The 16,251-nt window shown below is 40.1% G+C and carries 12 protein-coding genes; 2 read left to right on the plus strand and 10 right to left on the minus strand.

Annotated features, from left to right (window positions below):
• Positions 1 to 283: 283 nt before the first annotated feature.
• Positions 284 to 556, minus strand: a complete 273-nt coding sequence (locus LMF89_RS00905; protein ID WP_229533548.1) for a manganese catalase family protein — start codon at positions 554 to 556, stop codon at positions 284 to 286.
• On the opposite strand from LMF89_RS00905, the gene LMF89_RS00910 reads away from it, so the two are divergent.
• Both LMF89_RS00910 and cooS read left to right on the plus strand, forming a co-directional pair.
• Positions 534 to 881: a YuzB family protein gene (locus tag LMF89_RS00910; protein ID WP_229533455.1), complete on the plus strand. Its 348-nt coding sequence runs from the start codon at positions 534 to 536 to the stop codon at positions 879 to 881. The genes LMF89_RS00905 and LMF89_RS00910 overlap by 23 nt on opposite strands.
• Positions 882 to 1,043: 162 nt before the next feature.
• The gene (gene cooS / locus LMF89_RS00915; RefSeq protein ID WP_229533456.1) at positions 1,044 to 3,170 is read left to right on the plus strand and encodes an anaerobic carbon-monoxide dehydrogenase catalytic subunit; all 2,127 of its coding nucleotides are present in this window, start codon (positions 1,044 to 1,046) and stop codon (positions 3,168 to 3,170) included.
• A 70-nt stretch (positions 3,171 to 3,240) separates the two neighbouring features.
• Here the strand turns inward: cooS and LMF89_RS00920 are convergent, their stop codons facing one another.
• The 9 genes from LMF89_RS00920 to LMF89_RS00960 form a co-directional block, all read right to left on the minus strand.
• Positions 3,241 to 4,500, minus strand: coding sequence for a saccharopine dehydrogenase family protein (locus LMF89_RS00920; RefSeq protein ID WP_007960155.1), 1,260 nt, complete (start codon positions 4,498 to 4,500; stop codon positions 3,241 to 3,243).
• Between the two features lie 29 nt (positions 4,501 to 4,529).
• On the minus strand, positions 4,530 to 5,633 hold the full coding sequence (nspC, locus tag LMF89_RS00925; protein ID WP_229533457.1) for a carboxynorspermidine decarboxylase: 1,104 nt from the start codon (positions 5,631 to 5,633) through the stop codon (positions 4,530 to 4,532).
• Positions 5,634 to 5,884: 251 nt separating this feature from the next.
• Positions 5,885 to 6,301, minus strand: coding sequence for a MarR family winged helix-turn-helix transcriptional regulator (locus LMF89_RS00930; RefSeq protein ID WP_229533458.1), 417 nt, complete (start codon positions 6,299 to 6,301; stop codon positions 5,885 to 5,887).
• A gap of 359 nt (positions 6,302 to 6,660) precedes the next feature.
• Positions 6,661 to 8,067, minus strand: a complete 1,407-nt coding sequence (locus LMF89_RS00935) for a PTS mannitol transporter subunit IIBC (RefSeq protein WP_229533459.1) — start codon at positions 8,065 to 8,067, stop codon at positions 6,661 to 6,663.
• 397 nt (positions 8,068 to 8,464) lie between these two features.
• Positions 8,465 to 9,856 (minus strand): tryptophanase, encoded by a 1,392-nt coding sequence (locus tag LMF89_RS00940; RefSeq protein ID WP_229533460.1) that lies wholly within the window; start codon positions 9,854 to 9,856, stop codon positions 8,465 to 8,467.
• Positions 9,857 to 10,064: 208 nt separating this feature from the next.
• Positions 10,065 to 11,441 (minus strand): amino acid permease, encoded by a 1,377-nt coding sequence (locus tag LMF89_RS00945; RefSeq protein ID WP_229533461.1) that lies wholly within the window; start codon positions 11,439 to 11,441, stop codon positions 10,065 to 10,067.
• 98 nt (positions 11,442 to 11,539) lie between these two features.
• The gene (locus LMF89_RS00950; protein WP_229533462.1) at positions 11,540 to 13,141 is read right to left on the minus strand and encodes a sigma-54 interaction domain-containing protein; all 1,602 of its coding nucleotides are present in this window, start codon (positions 13,139 to 13,141) and stop codon (positions 11,540 to 11,542) included.
• Positions 13,142 to 13,626: 485 nt separating this feature from the next.
• The gene (locus LMF89_RS00955) at positions 13,627 to 14,901 is read right to left on the minus strand and encodes an MFS transporter (RefSeq protein WP_229533463.1); all 1,275 of its coding nucleotides are present in this window, start codon (positions 14,899 to 14,901) and stop codon (positions 13,627 to 13,629) included.
• A 95-nt stretch (positions 14,902 to 14,996) separates the two neighbouring features.
• Positions 14,997 to 16,157: an iron-containing alcohol dehydrogenase gene (locus tag LMF89_RS00960; RefSeq protein ID WP_229533464.1), complete on the minus strand. Its 1,161-nt coding sequence runs from the start codon at positions 16,155 to 16,157 to the stop codon at positions 14,997 to 14,999.
• Positions 16,158 to 16,251: the final 94 nt, after the last annotated feature.

The raw sequence follows: 16,251 nt of genomic DNA on the forward strand, positions 1-16,251 counted from the left end.
ATCTAAATAAATGTAGGAAGTGGTGTAGTGAATAGAATCATATTAGAAGGAAAGTTAAACATGGAGAATGATGATAGATCAAAGCTATTCTTAAACAATAAAGATTTATGGAATATATTAAATGAATATTACTTGGATAATAATTATATAAAAATAACCATTGAGGAAATTGAATAGAATTCAATTAAGTTAGTTCAACATTGAAAGTAGCCAAGATGGCAGTTGCTATCTTGGCTACACTGTTGCTTATTATTGAATAACAGGATTAGGAGATTTGGGAAGATTAGGATCTGGATTCTGAAAAGCTGGGCTGAGGATTGTTAATATCAAAATACTTTCCAGGGGTAGACAAATCAAAATAAAGACGTGCATTCTTATCCACACCCCAATCTTTAGTGGAACCTGTTCCTTGAATTTGATTAAATGATTGTCGGAATAAGGTGTTATGAGCTTCTTCTCGATTAAGTAGAAAGTCAATAGTATTTCTGACATATTGATCTTCAATTTGACGGTGAAGGTACTCATAAACAACTTTGGCTTGTTGTTCTGCTGCAATATTTGATAATAACGAAACTCTATCCCTTTATCGTAGAATGCAAGGAAACGTTGCCCCCTTGCGTATGATTTATAAAAGATATGAAGATACTAAATTAGAACCACGAAATATCAGAAATGGAGGAGATATTATGGTAAGGGTTTGCCCGACTTGTTCAAATGTAGATATTGATAAATTGGAGAAATTTGTACCAGATAATCTAGAAGTGGAATGCATAGGTGAGTGTGGTCAGTATGAAGGAAAAAGTTTTGGATATATAAATAATGAATTAGTAATAAAAGACACAGAACAAGAATTTCTTGAATCAGTAAAATCTATGCAGTAGTCCCCCAATACACATTTAGCAGCACACAAAGGTGTGGCAATGATCTGTCATGTGCCACGATACTATCGGATTTAGAGAGTTAGTATAGCATGTAATTTTTTTACCTATTCAAGATTTACAGGAAAATTGTTGAAACTATAATAAGAAGGAGAGATTATGCTAATGTCAAATGAGAAAGAAACATTAATTAAAAGTTCGGATCAAACTAGTCGTGGTGATGTGGAGTCAATTGCTGGGAAAGGTGACGCAAGCGGTACCAATAATCCTAATGCACATTTTGATGTTCATGAGAATGCTAAAAAATACTATGATATTGAAAAATCGCCTGCTTCCATGGAGGAAGTACATAAATGGCAGCGCCAGCATATTAAAACCCATGATCAGAGTAAAGATGGGTTTCCCCTTAATATAATAGTCGATCCTGCCATGCGTGAAATGTATCAGCACGTTCACGCGCAAGGTCTCACTAATGTTTTTGATCGGTTCGAGCAACAGGAGAAGATTCGCTGTAATTTTTGTACATCCGGTTTATCATGTCAATTATGTGCCAATGGTCCCTGTCGTATTAATGCCAAGACGCCCCGAGGTAACTGCGGTGTTGATGCAGATGTAATGGTATCGAGAAATTTTGTGTATCGTCACGTCACGATTGGAACTTCAGCAAATATATTCCACGCGCAGCAAGCTGCACGTACTTTGAAAGCAGCTGCCGAAAATCCCAATAGTGGTTTGAAAATCCGTGATAAAGAAAAATTACTTAAATATGCGGAAATGGCTGGATTAAATAGCCATGAAGATGTAAATAAAGTGGCTGTTAATTTCGCCAATTGGGTGCTTGAAGATATGGGGAGACCTTATTGGGAAGAGTCGGCAATGACCAAAGTCTTTGCTCCTCCTAAACGTCAAGAATTATGGCGCAAATTAGGCTTATTTCCAGGTGGTGGTTTTAGTGAAATCGCATTAGCGCAAACAAAGTGCATGACAAATCTGAATGCCGATCCAGTTGATTTTTTACTCACTTCCGTACGATTAGGTGTCGCAAATGAATATCAAGGCTTATTTGCTCTCGATATTTTACAAGAAATATTAATGGGTACACAAAAGATAAGAACTGCAAAACAAAATATGGGTTTACTCAATAAGGATATGGTAAATATTATTACCAATGGACATATGCCGCTTACAGCACACGTTGTGATTGAATTAGCTTCCACTCCTGAGTGGCAGGAAAAGGCACGAAAAGCAGGTGCAACGGGTCTTCAGATATTAGGTCATGTTTGTGAAGGGCAACAGCTGCTTAACTATGAAGATACTGGGAAGATGAGCGCGTACGGTGGTCAGGAAGGGGAATGGTTGTCAGAAGAATATCTGTTAGCAACTGGGGCAGTGGATCTATTTATGTTTGATTACAACTGTACGATTCCGACCCTGCCCTTATATGCTAAGCGCTTTGGCACTACTATGGTTAGTACCCATGAAGTCATTCGTATGCCTGATACACAAGTTGTAGAATTTAAGCCTGAAGAGATGAGTACACAGGCGGAAAAGATTTTAAATATGGCAATTGAGGCGTATTCTAAGCGAAAAGCAGAAAATAGAGAAGTCTATATTCCCCCACATGTGTCTGATTGTATGATTGGTTTTAGTACCGAATCAGTAAAAGCAGCTTTAGGTGGTTCGTGGAAGCCACTGATAGATGCAATTGTAGAGGGGAAAATTCGCGGGATTGCTACGATCGTTGGCTGTACAACTGCTCGATATGGACAAGGTGGTAGTAACATTTTCCGGATTACGAAAGGTCTTATTGAAAAAGACATCCTAGTACTATCTGGTGGCTGTACTTCATCCGTAATGCAGTATACTGGGCTGGCAGATCCCAAGGCAGCGGACGAAGCGGGAAGTGGCTTGAAGGCAGTGTGTAAGGCATTAGGAATTCCGCCAGTACTCTCCTATGGTGCATGTGTAGACATTGGGAAAATGACCCAGACGGCTAAAGAGATTGCTGATGCGCTAGATGTAGATACGAATATGCTACCAATTGTTATTGGTGCACCTGAATATTTAGAGCAAAAGGCAGTTGCCGATGCTTGTACTGCCATTGCCCTGGGGTGGCTAGTACATGTTGCCCCAGTTCCTTCGGTGACAGGGAGCGATTTAGTAGTAAAAACACTAACAGAAACGACTGAAACCTTGGGTTTGGGCAAATTGACAGTGGAAACGTCTGCGGACAAAACCGTTCAAATTTATGTAGACCATATTGAGAAAAAGCGCAAAGAGCTTGGAATATAGGTACTGTACTAGAAGAAAAAGGAACCTCTTGTGAATACTTTTGGTATCCATAAGAGGTTCCCCTATATCATCAAACAGACTCTAATGATTCAATTATCGGCGGTGTAAAGGCTACTGGAGCTTCATTAATTTCAGTAGGTAAGCCCATTGTATCAAGTAAATCAATAAACGGCTTTGCCTCTAGTTCTTCAACATTTACCATATGTTTTACATCCCACTCACCGCGGGCAACTAACATCGCTGCCGCTGCTACTGGTACTCCTGCTGTATAGCTGATTGCCTGGGATTCTACTTCTTGGTAACACTCAGCATGATCACAAATATTATAAATAAAGATTGCTTTTGGTTCATTATTCTTGGTTCCGCTAATGTAATTGCCAATGCAGGTTTTGCCAGTATAACCAGGAGCTAAGGAGGATGGATCTGGCAGTAAAGCTTTTAATATTTTAAGAGGTGCAATTTCCACACCTTCTGTTATTTTCACTGGTTTTTCCGAGGTAAGACCAATATTGGTCAAAACGGAAAATACATTTAGGTAATGCTCGCCAAAACCCATCCAAAAACGAATGGAATTTGCGTCAATATTCTTAGATAGAGAATGCAGCTCATCATGTCCTGTCAAGTATACGGGACAAGATCCCACCACAGGAAAATCATAATCTACACGTATGGAGTGAACTTTCTGCAGCACCCATTTACGATCTATCCAAGTCCATACCTTTTTAAATTCTCGGAAATTAATCTCTGGGTCAAAATTAGTGGCAAAATACTTGCCATGACTGCCAGCATTAACATCCAAGATATCAATTGTATCAATGGTATCAAAGTATTCCTTTTGCGCTAATGCACACCAGGCATTTACTACACCAGGATCAAAGCCAATACCTAATATTGCCGTAATCCCTTTTTCAGCGCAGCGTTCCTTGCGTTTCCACTCATGGTTCGCATACCAAGGCGGATTTTCGCAAACCTTATCCGGCTCTTCATGAATTGCTGTGTCCATATACACGACACCAGCTTCAATACATGCCTCTAAAACGGACATGTTAATATAGGACTGACCTACATTAATAACAATTTCTGATTTGGTCTCTTTGATTAACTCCACCAAAGATGGAATATTCAAAGCATCTACTTCTCGTGAATACAGTTTCTTCGTTGAATCCTTTAAGTGACCTTTGCGCAGTATACTTTCGATGATTGCCTCACACTTTTGCTGGGTCCGAGAAGCTATGCAAATATCCCCTAAGACATCGTTGTTCATCGCGCACTTATGAGCAACTACATGAGCCACTCCCCCAGCACCTACAATTAAAACATTTTTTTTCATTTTTTCCTCCCTTACTTGTAATACAATTTTTATGATAAACTATTTAAGAAATCTGCATAACTAAATCTGCGGATCACTTCTACAGTATCATCCAACCTCCGCACAGCAATAGCTGGCATTTTTAACCCATTAAACCAATTCTTTTTTACCATCGTATAACCGGCCGCGTCGGCAAACCGAATTTCACTGCCAATTTGCAGTTTATCTTGGAAATGATAGGTGCCAAAAACATCTCCCGCTAGGCAAGATCGGCCGGCAACCATATATTGATACTTTCCGGTATCGCTCTCATCTATTTTGGCAGAAAGACTATATATTAATAAATCCAACATATGTCCTTCCACAGAAGCATCAACAATGGCAATGTCCATTTCATTATGAACCAAGTCAACCACGCTGGTAACCAGCTCTGCACAGCCAGTAATCGCACTTTCACCTGGTTCTAAATATACCTGAACATCAAATTCTTTAGCAAAATCAGCTAATTTTTTGCTGAAAGTTTCGATTGGATACCCTTCTTTGGTGAAATATAATCCGCCGCCAAGACTTACCCATTGTAATTGTTTTAGCATATCCCCATAGTATTCACCAATGAAGTCAAGTTGCTTTGAAAAAGTATCCACATCATCATTTTCACAGTTATAATGAAACATCAAACCGCTAAGACGATGAAGCTGCTGTGCCAATACTTGCTTGTCAACAACTCCCAGCCTTGAATGCTTACGGGCTGGATCGGCTAAATCAAAATGGGAATGACTAATTCCCGGATTGACGCGCAAACCCAATTTAGCTGATTTGACCACATCGTAATATCGGTCAAGCTGGGAAACAGAATTAAAAATAATTTTATCAGCAAATTCGGTTACAGCCAGGATATCCTCCTGGGAATATCCCACACAATACGCATGGGTCTCCTTACCGAATTTTTCATGTCCTAGACGTGCTTCATACAGAGAACTGGAGGTGGTTCCATCCATGTATTGCTTCATCAAGTCAAATACACTCCAGGTGGAAAAGCATTTTAGGGCCAATACTGACTTGGCTCCAGAAAGCTGACGCACCTGCTGAATGATCTGCAAGTTCCTCAGCAGTTTTTTTTCATCAATCAGGTAATAAGGCGTGGCAATTGTCATTTTTAAAAGCTCCTGTTTATAAATATTATTTTAAAATGAGCTACCCAAGCTCAAAAAATGATCTTATGTAAAAGTATATTATTTAAAGATAAATACTTATTTTTTGCATCCTACAATTTTTCTACGACACTAATAATAGCAAAATCGAGCGCATTTGTCGATTATTCTTTAAAAATAATCGAAATTTATATTTAAAAGTCGTTTGTCGCCGAAATGGTGTGATTTACTAGTTATCATTGCTACTATTATTACTACTGGCAAAGTTCAGGATTGTCAGTAATCTTTTTGGTAAGTCCAATAAATTGCTCTTTCTCCTGTGGTTCCAAAGTTGATAACAGCGAACGAAAAAACAACTGGTCTTCTTCTATATGTTTTCTTCCAAGATCTCTTCCACTAGAAGTGCAGTATAAATAAACAGCCTTTCGATCCTTCTCCGTCCGTTCTCGCTTAACAAGCCCTTTGTTCTCCAACCGACTTACAATTCCAGTTAACGTAGAGGGTTTAATACAGTAATGCTCGGCAAAATCATTGAACCGCCAAGGATCATCTGTGCGTATATGCTGCAGCACATATAACTCTTTGCCCGAGAGTCCTGTTCGCTCAAACTGCCTTATTTCCTTTTCTTTAAATATATGAATTAGTTTATGAAGTATCTGAAACTCCTTCACCCAACAACCTCCCTCTTTTGTTTAATACTTCATGCGTATAATACGTTTTAAGTATTACAATCGTATACTAAAGTGTTCTTCACGTCAAGTACTGCAGGATTCATTGTGCTTGATTGTAATTTTTCTTCTAAATAAGATAGCTCTTAAAAAACATATAAAACATTGAACCACAAAGGCGCAAAGGACACAAAGAGATTTATAAAACTTCTTATAATATCTTTTTTGTCACTAGGAAACAGATTCTTTGTGATGCTATAAGAAAAAAGTTCACGCTAGTTACATTGCCAGCGTGAACTTTCTTTTTATGTTACGTAGTCAGGAACGATGTATGTCTGTGACTTCAAGTGAGGAAGATTAGCTTATGACAAACGTTTTACTAACTGGTCATATTCCGGGCTGTTTAAAAAGTTTTCAATCGAAATATGTTCTGCCGTCGGCAGTTTCGTTTTCGCACGTTCGGTTAACGTTCTTTGGGTAATAACAATATCAGCATCGCTAGGAAGTTCATTGACTGCCGTATTGATAACAGTAATGTCTATGCCCGCTTCTTTAAACTTCTTACGAAGAATCGTAGCTCCCATAGCGCTAGACCCCATGCCTGCATCACAAGCAAATACCACTTTATTTACTTTTTTGGAAACAGTTTGAGTAACTTCTACTTTATTGCCTTTGAGTTCTTGTACTTTTGCGGTGGCTTGCACTAATTCATCTTCATCTGCCACCTGATTGCTCATTTTAAGAATTGCAGAGGCAATGAAAAATGCTACGGCTGTTGCAACGGCAACACCTGCTAGTACGGCTAAGAGACCGCCTTTAGGAGACATTGCAATCAATGCGAAAATACTGCCAGGAGCAGGCACAGCAACCAAACCAGCACCTAAAGCTTGGAAAGTCAGAGTACCAGAGACACCACCACCGATAACAGCTAATAGTAAACGAGGATTCATCAGGATATAAGGGAAGTAAATTTCATGAATACCGCCAAGGAAATGAATGATAATGGCACCCGGTGCAGATTGTCTGATACTTCCTTTACCTGCAAACCAATATGCCAGCAATATGCCGAGACCTGGCCCTGGGTTTGGTTCCAATAGGAAGATAACAGATTGCCCTGCTTTGGCTGCCTGTTCCATTCCAATAGGGCTTAAAATTCCGTGATTTAAAGCATTATTCAGGAAAAGAATTTTAGCAGGTTCAATGAATACATTTGCTAAAGGTAATAATCCAGCATTTACAACGGCTGCTAAACCAGCTGACAATGCTGCCGTAATCCCTAACATGATAGGGCTGACACCAACAAATGCCAAGACTGCAAGAACACCGGCAACAATACCAGCTGAAAAGTTATTGATTAACATTTCAAAGCCAGCAGGAATGTTGCCTTCAAATGCTTCGTCAACCTTTTTAATGGCCCAGCCGCCGATAGGGCCCATTAACATTGCCCCCAAGAACATAGGCTGGGTCGAACCAACAATAATACCCATAGTGGCAACGGCACCAACCACTCCGCCTCTGGCATCGTAGACCATTTTTCCGCCAGTATAACCAATCAGCAAGGGCAGCAGATAGACAATCATGGGTCCTACTAGTTTTGATAAGTTTTCATTTGGCAGCCATCCTGTTGGGATAAATAAAGCGGTAATAAATCCCCATGCGATAAAAGCTCCGATATTGGGCATTACCATTCCACTAAGAAACCTTCCGAACTTTTGAATCGTCGCGCGTGTTCCTAAACCATCTTTTTGCTTCGCTACAACTTTCTCCACTTGGCGTTCCTCCTTTAAAATGTAAATATAATGTTCTATTTGCATCATATAATACTTATATATGCTTTTCAAGAAAATCAAAATTCGATTTCGTCATAGGACTTGTTGACATTTTTATAATATTCTCATTTTAGTAAGTAAAAATAGAGGACACTACAAATACTTCTATGTAAAATATATAAAACGAATCGAACCACAAAGGCGCAAAGGGCACTAAGGGTTTTATTTATATTTTTTGTGCACTCCTTTGTGTGCCGCATCAGCGGCATTGTGCCTTTGTGGTTCATAAGACATCTTTTCCATAAAACTTACTTTCTATACTTAACTTATAACAAAAGGACTGCCTCATTACGATTTAAAAAACATCGTAACAAGGCAGTCCTTTTGTTAGTTTTTCCTATTCTTCAATTGGGACTAGTGATGCCTGGAAATGCCTAAGGATGGGCGGTTCCCATGTAATTTTATAACCATGTTTGATCTCTTGTGCCCTTTCTTTGATGGCAATAAGAGCATCAGCCATTACGTCAAAATGAGCCTGGGTATATACGCGGCGGGGAATAGCCAGACGAGTAAACTCAAAGTCCGCATGAAGCTGTTCTTTGGTATCAGGATCATTCCCCAGCATATAGGAGCCGATATCACATGTACGAATTCCTGCTTCCTTATATAGCTCAATTGCAAGAACCTGACCTGGAAATTCATAATAAGGCAGTTGGGGGAACATCGCCTTAGCATCTACGAATACGCCATGACCCCCAACTGGCGACTGATAAGCAATTCCTGCATCATCCAAGCGAGCTGCCAAATATTCCATTTGACCGATACGGTATCGCAGATAATTTTCATCCAGTCCCTCGTAAAGCCCCAGAGCCAAAGCTTCCAAATCACGCCCAGAAAGACCTCCATAAGTGGTAAAGCCTTCAAAGGAGATACAGCGAGCCTTAATAGGCAGAATCAACGGAGAATCAGCATCCTTAATACCAATAAGACCGCCCATACTTACTACACAATCTTTCTTAGAAGACATGGTAAACATATCTGCGCAGGCAAACATGGTTCTGACAATTTCCTTAATGGATGTATCTTTAAATTCTTCCTCACGCAATTTGATAAAGTAGGCATTCTCAGCATAACGGGCAGCATCAATATCCAGAGGGATATTGTATTTTTTGCAGACAGCGGCTACGTCGCGAACATTTTGCACAGACACAGGCTGACCACCGGCAGAGTTGTTGGTAACGGTTATAACCACCAATCCGACATTTTCAGGACCATATTCTAAGATGATTTTCTCCATCTTTTTAACATCCATATTCCCTTTGAAAGGAGCTCTCTTAGCGGGGTCTTTTGCTTCTTCAACAACGCAGTCGATGGCCCTTGCGCCGCAAAGCTCTACATGTGCTCTCGTCGTATCAAAGAACATATTAGAGATCGCCACTTTACCCTCGCTTAGTACTGTACCAAAGAGAACTTTTTCCGCTGCACGTCCCTGATGAACCGGCTGAATAAAACCATAATTGAAAATATCCTTTCCGGCCTCAACCAGTTTGTAATAACTAGAAGATCCCGCATAGGCTTCATCGCCTCTCATAATACCAGCCCACATTTGATCAGACATGGCATTGGTACCCGAATCCGTTAGAAGATCAATATAGACATCTTGCCCAGCAAGGTTAAACAGGTTATAATTGGCTTCTTTGATTTTTTCTTCTCTTTCTTTTCGAGTGAGCATTTTGATAGGTTCTACCATTTTGATTCGAAAAGGTTCCGGAATATATTTAACTGCCATCACAAATTCCCCCATTCTTTAATGTGTTGTCACTTTTATACTGCTCTGCCTTGACAATGAATCGATGAATTCTTTTACATCTTTTATATCATGCAACTCTCATGCCAAATCAGTGAATGTGGGAATTTAATCGCATATTGAATATTCCGATAATTTTTCTTGATACGTTTTCTTCTCAGCTGATAAAAAAATGCATCAAGTTAGACCCCTAACGACGCAGTTCTTCTTTTTTTACGACAACTTGTTTCTTAAACCGAAAGCCTCCCCATAGAATTGCCAGCCACAGGGGCATGACATACAGTGATAATTTCATATCATCGATTTGAAACATTAACCCTACAATCATAAGCAGAAAAGCAATGCAAAAATAGTTGGCAAAGGGATACCCAGGTACTTTGAATTCTAACTTTTCCGCTTCTGCGCCTTTAGCTGCCCGAAACTTGAGATTCGCAATCACAATCATAACCCAGTTAATAACTGCAGCCAAAACGGCTATTGAAATCAAGTATAGAAATACTTTACCCGGAACCAAGTAGTTTAAGACCACAGCAATTAGGGTGCAGGCAGAAGAAGCAAGAACACCTGCTACTGGAATGCCTTTGTTGTTCAATTTGATAAAAGCCTTAGGAGCATTGCCCTGCTGTGCCAAGGCATAAAGCATGCGGGCATTGCTGTAAATCCCGCTATTATAAACGGAAAGAGCCGCAGTAAGAACAACGATATTTAAAATAGTTGCAGCAGCCGGGATGCCCATTTTAGAAAAGATTTGTACAAAGGGGCTTCCTTCCAAGCCGACTTTATTCCATGGATAAATAATCAGCATCACCATTAGCGCACCTACATAGAAGAGCAGAATTCGCCAAATCACCTGATTAACGGCTTTAGGAATTGATTTTTTGGGATTATCCGCTTCCCCTGCAGTAATACCAATCAACTCAATCCCCCCAAAAGAAAACATGACAATGACCAAAGAAAGCAGCAGCCCCCACACGCCGTTAGGCATGAAACCGCCATGTATCCAAAGATTCTCGAAACCAATGGCTTGACCTCCTGTGCCAATACCTGTGAAAATCATCAAAATCCCCAGTACAATCATTCCGATAATGGCAATTACTTTAATTAATGCAAACCAGAACTCGAGCTCGCCGAACATTCTAACTTCAACTAAATTAATTAACGTAATAATGACTAAAAATACGAACGCAGAAACCCATGGCGGTATATCGGGCCACCAATAATGAATATAAATACCAACTGCGGTTAACTCCGCCATACTGACTACAATATAGTTAAACCAATAGTTCCAGCCAGACAAAAAGCCAGGGAACTCCCCCCAGTATTTATAAGCATAGTGACTAAATGAACCGGAAACAGGCTCATCTACCGACATTTCGCCAAGCATCCTCATAATCAAGAAAATCACGATTCCGCCAATGGTATAAGACATCGTAATCGCCGGTCCCGCCAATTGAATGGTTTGGGCTGATCCGTAAAATAGCCCTGTACCAATGGCTCCACCCAATGCAATCATCTGTATATGGCGATTTTTCAACCCTCGATGCATGCCATGGTTTTCTGAAGTCATGTTTGTTCTCCTTTCAATTTTCACCTCGTAATTAATCTGATAATTCTAAATATATGCATTTTTTATGCCAATGAAAACCGTCAAAGCATCCGTATCTTTCAAATCTTATATGCCCGAATTTTATTTAATATCGTGGTATTTGATACTCCTAAAACTTGTCCTGCTAACCTTGATGAAGGGTGTTTTTCTAAGACCTTCATAATGACTTCTTTTTCAATACCGGTAACAATATCTTTTAGCGAAGGCCATTCACCTTCAAGGGGAATCTCAATCTGCAATGTTTGCTCATTGCGTGAGATATTCTTTCTACTATGACTGTAAGCAGTGATATCGGCCCAAGCGAAAAGATGATCTGGTCTAATTTCAGCAGCATCAGTCAAATTAATCAAACGCTCCAGGGTATTTTCCAACTGCCTTACATTGCCGGGCCATTCTTGCTCCATCAAGAGAGCTGCGCTTTCTTTTGCCAAATACATTTCTGACTTATTCAGTTTCGTACAGATTTTTCGGATTAAATGCTGGGCAAGCAAGGGAATGTCCTCGTTTCTTTCTCTCAGGGGCAAAATAATCAATGGGATCACATTCAGCCGATAATATAAATCCTCCCGGAATTTACCGGAACAGATTAATTCTTCCAAATTACGATGGGTGGCGGCAATAATCCGCACATTCACCGCAATCTCTTTACTCCCCCCCACTCTGCGAATAGTGCCTTCCTGCAGAACGCGCAATAACTGAACTTGCAGTCTCTGAGATATGTCTCCAATTTCATCCAAGAACAACGTACCATTGTCAGCCTGTTCGAAAAGTCCCTTTTTTCCTCCTTTGACAGCGCCAGTAAAAGCCCCTTCTTCATAACCGAATAATTCGCTTTCCAGAAGGGTATCCGTCAATGCTGTGCAGTTGATAGCGATAAAAGGATTCTCGCACCTGAGACTGCCTGTATGAAGAGCTGTTGCAAATAATTCTTTGCCAGTACCGCTTTCCCCCCGCAGCAAAATGGTCGAGGAGCTTTTAGCTACGGTTTTGGCAACGGTTATGAGTCGAGCCATTTGGGGACTTTGATACACAATATCATCGAAAGTAATCAAAGGACGGGTTTTATCCGATTGCAATAGTATATTTTTTACTTGATGAAAATCTTGAACGGTAGAGACCGCCCCGATAATTTCTCCCTGATCATTTTTCACTGGAACACTGCTGAAGAGAAATTGTATCGTCCTGCCATCCTTCTGAATCTTTCGCTCTCTTAAGCGGTACGTATGTCCCAGCTGTAATGTTTCGAGAATAGATGGGTTTTTTCCCAGCAATTTTTCCACTTGTAAGCCGACGACCTCATCTGGAGTACAATTGAATATTTTACATGCAACTTGATTGATATGGGAAATTTCCCCTTGCCCATCAATGGCAAGCACCCCTTCGCTAACGGAATTGAGAATGGTCCGTAATTTATGCTCCTTTTCTTTATAAGGCATTTGACTGCGAAATGTAACGGATTGAATATTCTCCAGTGTTTTTAAGTCGGCAACGAATTCCTGAACTTGCATTGGAGAATCACACTGAAATTGAAGAACCATTCCATAGTTTGGAATGACCTCCATGGCGATTTTATCAATATGATGTTCTTCGGTAATCTGAAATATTTTATACCCTAATCCCGGACAATTGATAAAATTGATTTGTATAATATATTCCTGCATTGTCTGTGCCGCCTTTCATGCCGTAGTATTCAAAGTCTTCTTCTAACGAATCTCGATTTTCCACTTACCTTATCAATAAATAGACTACACCGCAAAAAATACCTGTGATCTACTGATAAGGTAGATTACAGGTATTTTCTATAAAACAAACGCTAATTCCTACTACGCTTTCACGATAGTCTGCTAAATCTGGAAATTACTAACTGCATCTGCATCACGAACAGGCGTTACAAGATTTTCTTTTTAACACTCATTTAGTGGTTCCTCCTATCAAATATGATAGATAGCAAATCGACTCAAGGTTATTTAAATATCCTTTATCCGGCAGTATTGTTCAATCACTTCAATAGTTAAGAGCCGCATACCCTATATAAAATAAATGCATCAGGTGGTGATTTCCACCTGATGCACAGGCTAATTCTGCAAGATACGTCAAAGCATTTGCTATCTTACTCTAAATGCACTTGTCCTTACATGTTATCTATTTAAACCTCAATATGCTTAACTTTTCCCAGCAGGAATAGATAATTCAAAATACCAACAACCAAAAGTGCGGAAGAAAGAAGCAATGCCATGGTAAATGAACCGGTAGCTTGCAAAATCGCGCCAGTAACAATAGGACCTACCACTCCGCCCATATTAGAAACCGAATTTTGGAGTCCGGCAACCACTGAGGTCATATTTTTAGGTGCAACATCGCCGGGAAGCGCCCACACCTGGGAAGCAGCCACTGTCGTACCGGATTTTGCAATACATAAAAGTACGATGGCGGTTACCGCCGACTCCGCGAAAGCCGCCAGACCTATGCAAGATGCCATCAAAAGACCGCCAACTAAGAAGACCTTACGAGTAGCAGTTAAAGACAACCACCCTTTTGACTGTACCTTGTCCGATGCCCAGCCCGCAGCAACTTCAACAAACATTGAGATTAAGAGAGGCAGCATAGCTGCAAAACCCATAGCGAGCATTCCCATGCCTTTTTCCTTGATCAGATACGTGGGAAGCCATGTAATAAAGAAATAAGAAGTATAATTAATCATAAAAAATCCGATGCACATTGCCCAAATATTTCTGTATTTTAAAAGTTCGTACCATTTCATCGGTTGTTCTTTATCAAGACCTTCCTTTTGTGACTGTCCCTCACGAATATACTTTAACTCGGCAGCATTGACGCCTTTGTGCTCTTCGGGAATTTCTTTAAAGTACAGTATCCAGATGATAGACCAGACAATCCCCGCCCCACCAATAATAACAAAAGTCATCTTCCAGCCAAACAACACAATAAGCCAGACTATAAGCGGCATGGCAACCGCTCCGCCAAATTTCGAACCGCTGTCAAAGAGCCCGCCAACAGTTGCCCGTTCTTTATCAGGAAACCATTTGGAAGAAATCCCTGCATTACTTGGATACGCAGCCGCTTCACCAATCCCAAGAGCCACGCGAAACCCTAGTATTGATTTAAACCCTGTTCCTAATCCCGTTAAGGCTGTGGCGATCGACCACCAGGCTACAGCAAAGCCAAGTGTTTTTTTCTGTCCAATTTTATCAGCAAACCAGCCTGCTGGAACCTGGAGCAAGGCATATGACCAAAAAAATCCTGACATGATAATACCCATCTGGCTTGGCGTTATACTAAATTCCTTAGTAATATAAGGAGCTGCCGCTGCAAGCACGGTACGATCAATATAATTAATGGCAATTGCTGACCACATTAACGCTGCAACAACCCAGCGCACATTTGATTTTTTCTCTGTCGACAAGATAATCCCTCCACTATACGTATTGCTATTAAGCTTATTTTTACTTTCGGGTGTTCGCTTCCTTCCCTTTTATTGCAGGAAGGAAGCGGACTGAATTACAATAAATTCTTGTAAATTGCCCTCATATCTTCTTTTGTTACCACTTTCGGATTGTTATCCAAAAGACGTGTTACCTTAGCCGCTGCCTCTATCAGATCATCAAGAGCTGCCTCATTAATTCCCTTTGCTTGCAAGTCACACACTACATTCAGATCTTTAATCATAGAATATAAATTATCAATCATTTTTTTAGCTGCTTCTCTAGTTGTACAACCTGAAATATCAAGTTCCATGGCAATTGCAATATCCTTAAATTTTTCTTCACAGACATCTAAATTAAACTTCATTACACCTGGTAATAAGATTGCATTAGATAAACCATGGGGAATATGATACTTTCCGCCCAATGGATACGATAAAGCGTGTACAGCAGTGGTACTAGAAGTTGCAATCGAAATACCACCAAACATCGCTCCTAAAAGCATATCTTCGCGGGCTGCTAAATTATGTCCATCATGATATGCAGTGCGAATACTGCGAGAAATCAAAGTAATTGCTTTTAATGCAAAAGTGTCACTGAAAGGATTCGCTTTTTTAGAAATATAGCATTCAATGGCATGACATAACGCATCCATTCCTGTATTGGCAGTAATATGTTTCGGTAAATTAATTGTCATATTGGGATCTAAGATAACACAATCTGGTACCATCTTTTCGCTGACGATGCCAACTTTCAATTCCTCTTCTGGCACTAAAACGATGGCGTTTGGCGTTGCTTCAGAACCAGTACCTGCCGTTGTCGGAATCATAAGTGTTGGTACGCCGCGGCGTTTTATTTGCGCTTTTCCTTTCACCAATTCACGTAAATTTACACTGTTTGTAAGTAACAAAGAAACGATTTTTGCTGCATCCATGGAACTGCCGCCGCCAATGCCGATAATCATTTGGCATTCAAATTCCTTTGCAGCTTGGAATATTGCATTTACTTGATCTACCGTTGGCTCAGGCGGCGTGTCATTGATTATATGGACATTCACACCTGCTCCTTCAAGTAAGGCCTTGGGATTATCCACTAAACCAGAACCCCAAACACCTTGGTCAGTGATAATCACTACATTTTTAGCTTCATAATCAGCTGCGATATTTGTTATTTGTTCAATACTACCTGCACCAGCAACGATTTTTCCAATATTCAGCAACGAATATATACTACTCATGATAAATTCTCCCATCATTTAATTATCAAATTTATGCTAAGGCGCTACTTTTTTTTCAATAAAATATTTCAAGTTTCAGTCATTTCAAAAAAGT

Source organism: Pelosinus baikalensis, from assembly GCF_020819555.1.
GTDB classification, from domain to species: Bacteria; Bacillota; Negativicutes; order DSM-13327; family DSM-13327; genus Pelosinus; species Pelosinus baikalensis.

Bases quoted from the DNA above. Each gene is read 5' to 3' on its own strand.
- LMF89_RS00960 (WP_229533464.1), bottom strand. From the start codon at position 16,157: ATGAGTAGTATATATTCGTTGCTGAATATTGGAAAAATCGTTGCTGGT.
- LMF89_RS00945 (WP_229533461.1), bottom strand. From the start codon at position 11,441: ATGACTTCAGAAAACCATGGCATGCATCGAGGGTTGAAAAATCGCCAT.
- cooS (WP_229533456.1), top strand. From the start codon at position 1,044: ATGTCAAATGAGAAAGAAACATTAATTAAAAGTTCGGATCAAACTAGT.
- LMF89_RS00920 (WP_007960155.1), bottom strand. From the start codon at position 4,500: ATGAAAAAAAATGTTTTAATTGTAGGTGCTGGGGGAGTGGCTCATGTA.
- LMF89_RS00940 (WP_229533460.1), bottom strand. From the start codon at position 9,856: ATGGCAGTTAAATATATTCCGGAACCTTTTCGAATCAAAATGGTAGAA.
- LMF89_RS00950 (WP_229533462.1), bottom strand. From the start codon at position 13,141: ATGCAGGAATATATTATACAAATCAATTTTATCAATTGTCCGGGATTA.
- nspC (WP_229533457.1), bottom strand. From the start codon at position 5,633: ATGACAATTGCCACGCCTTATTACCTGATTGATGAAAAAAAACTGCTG.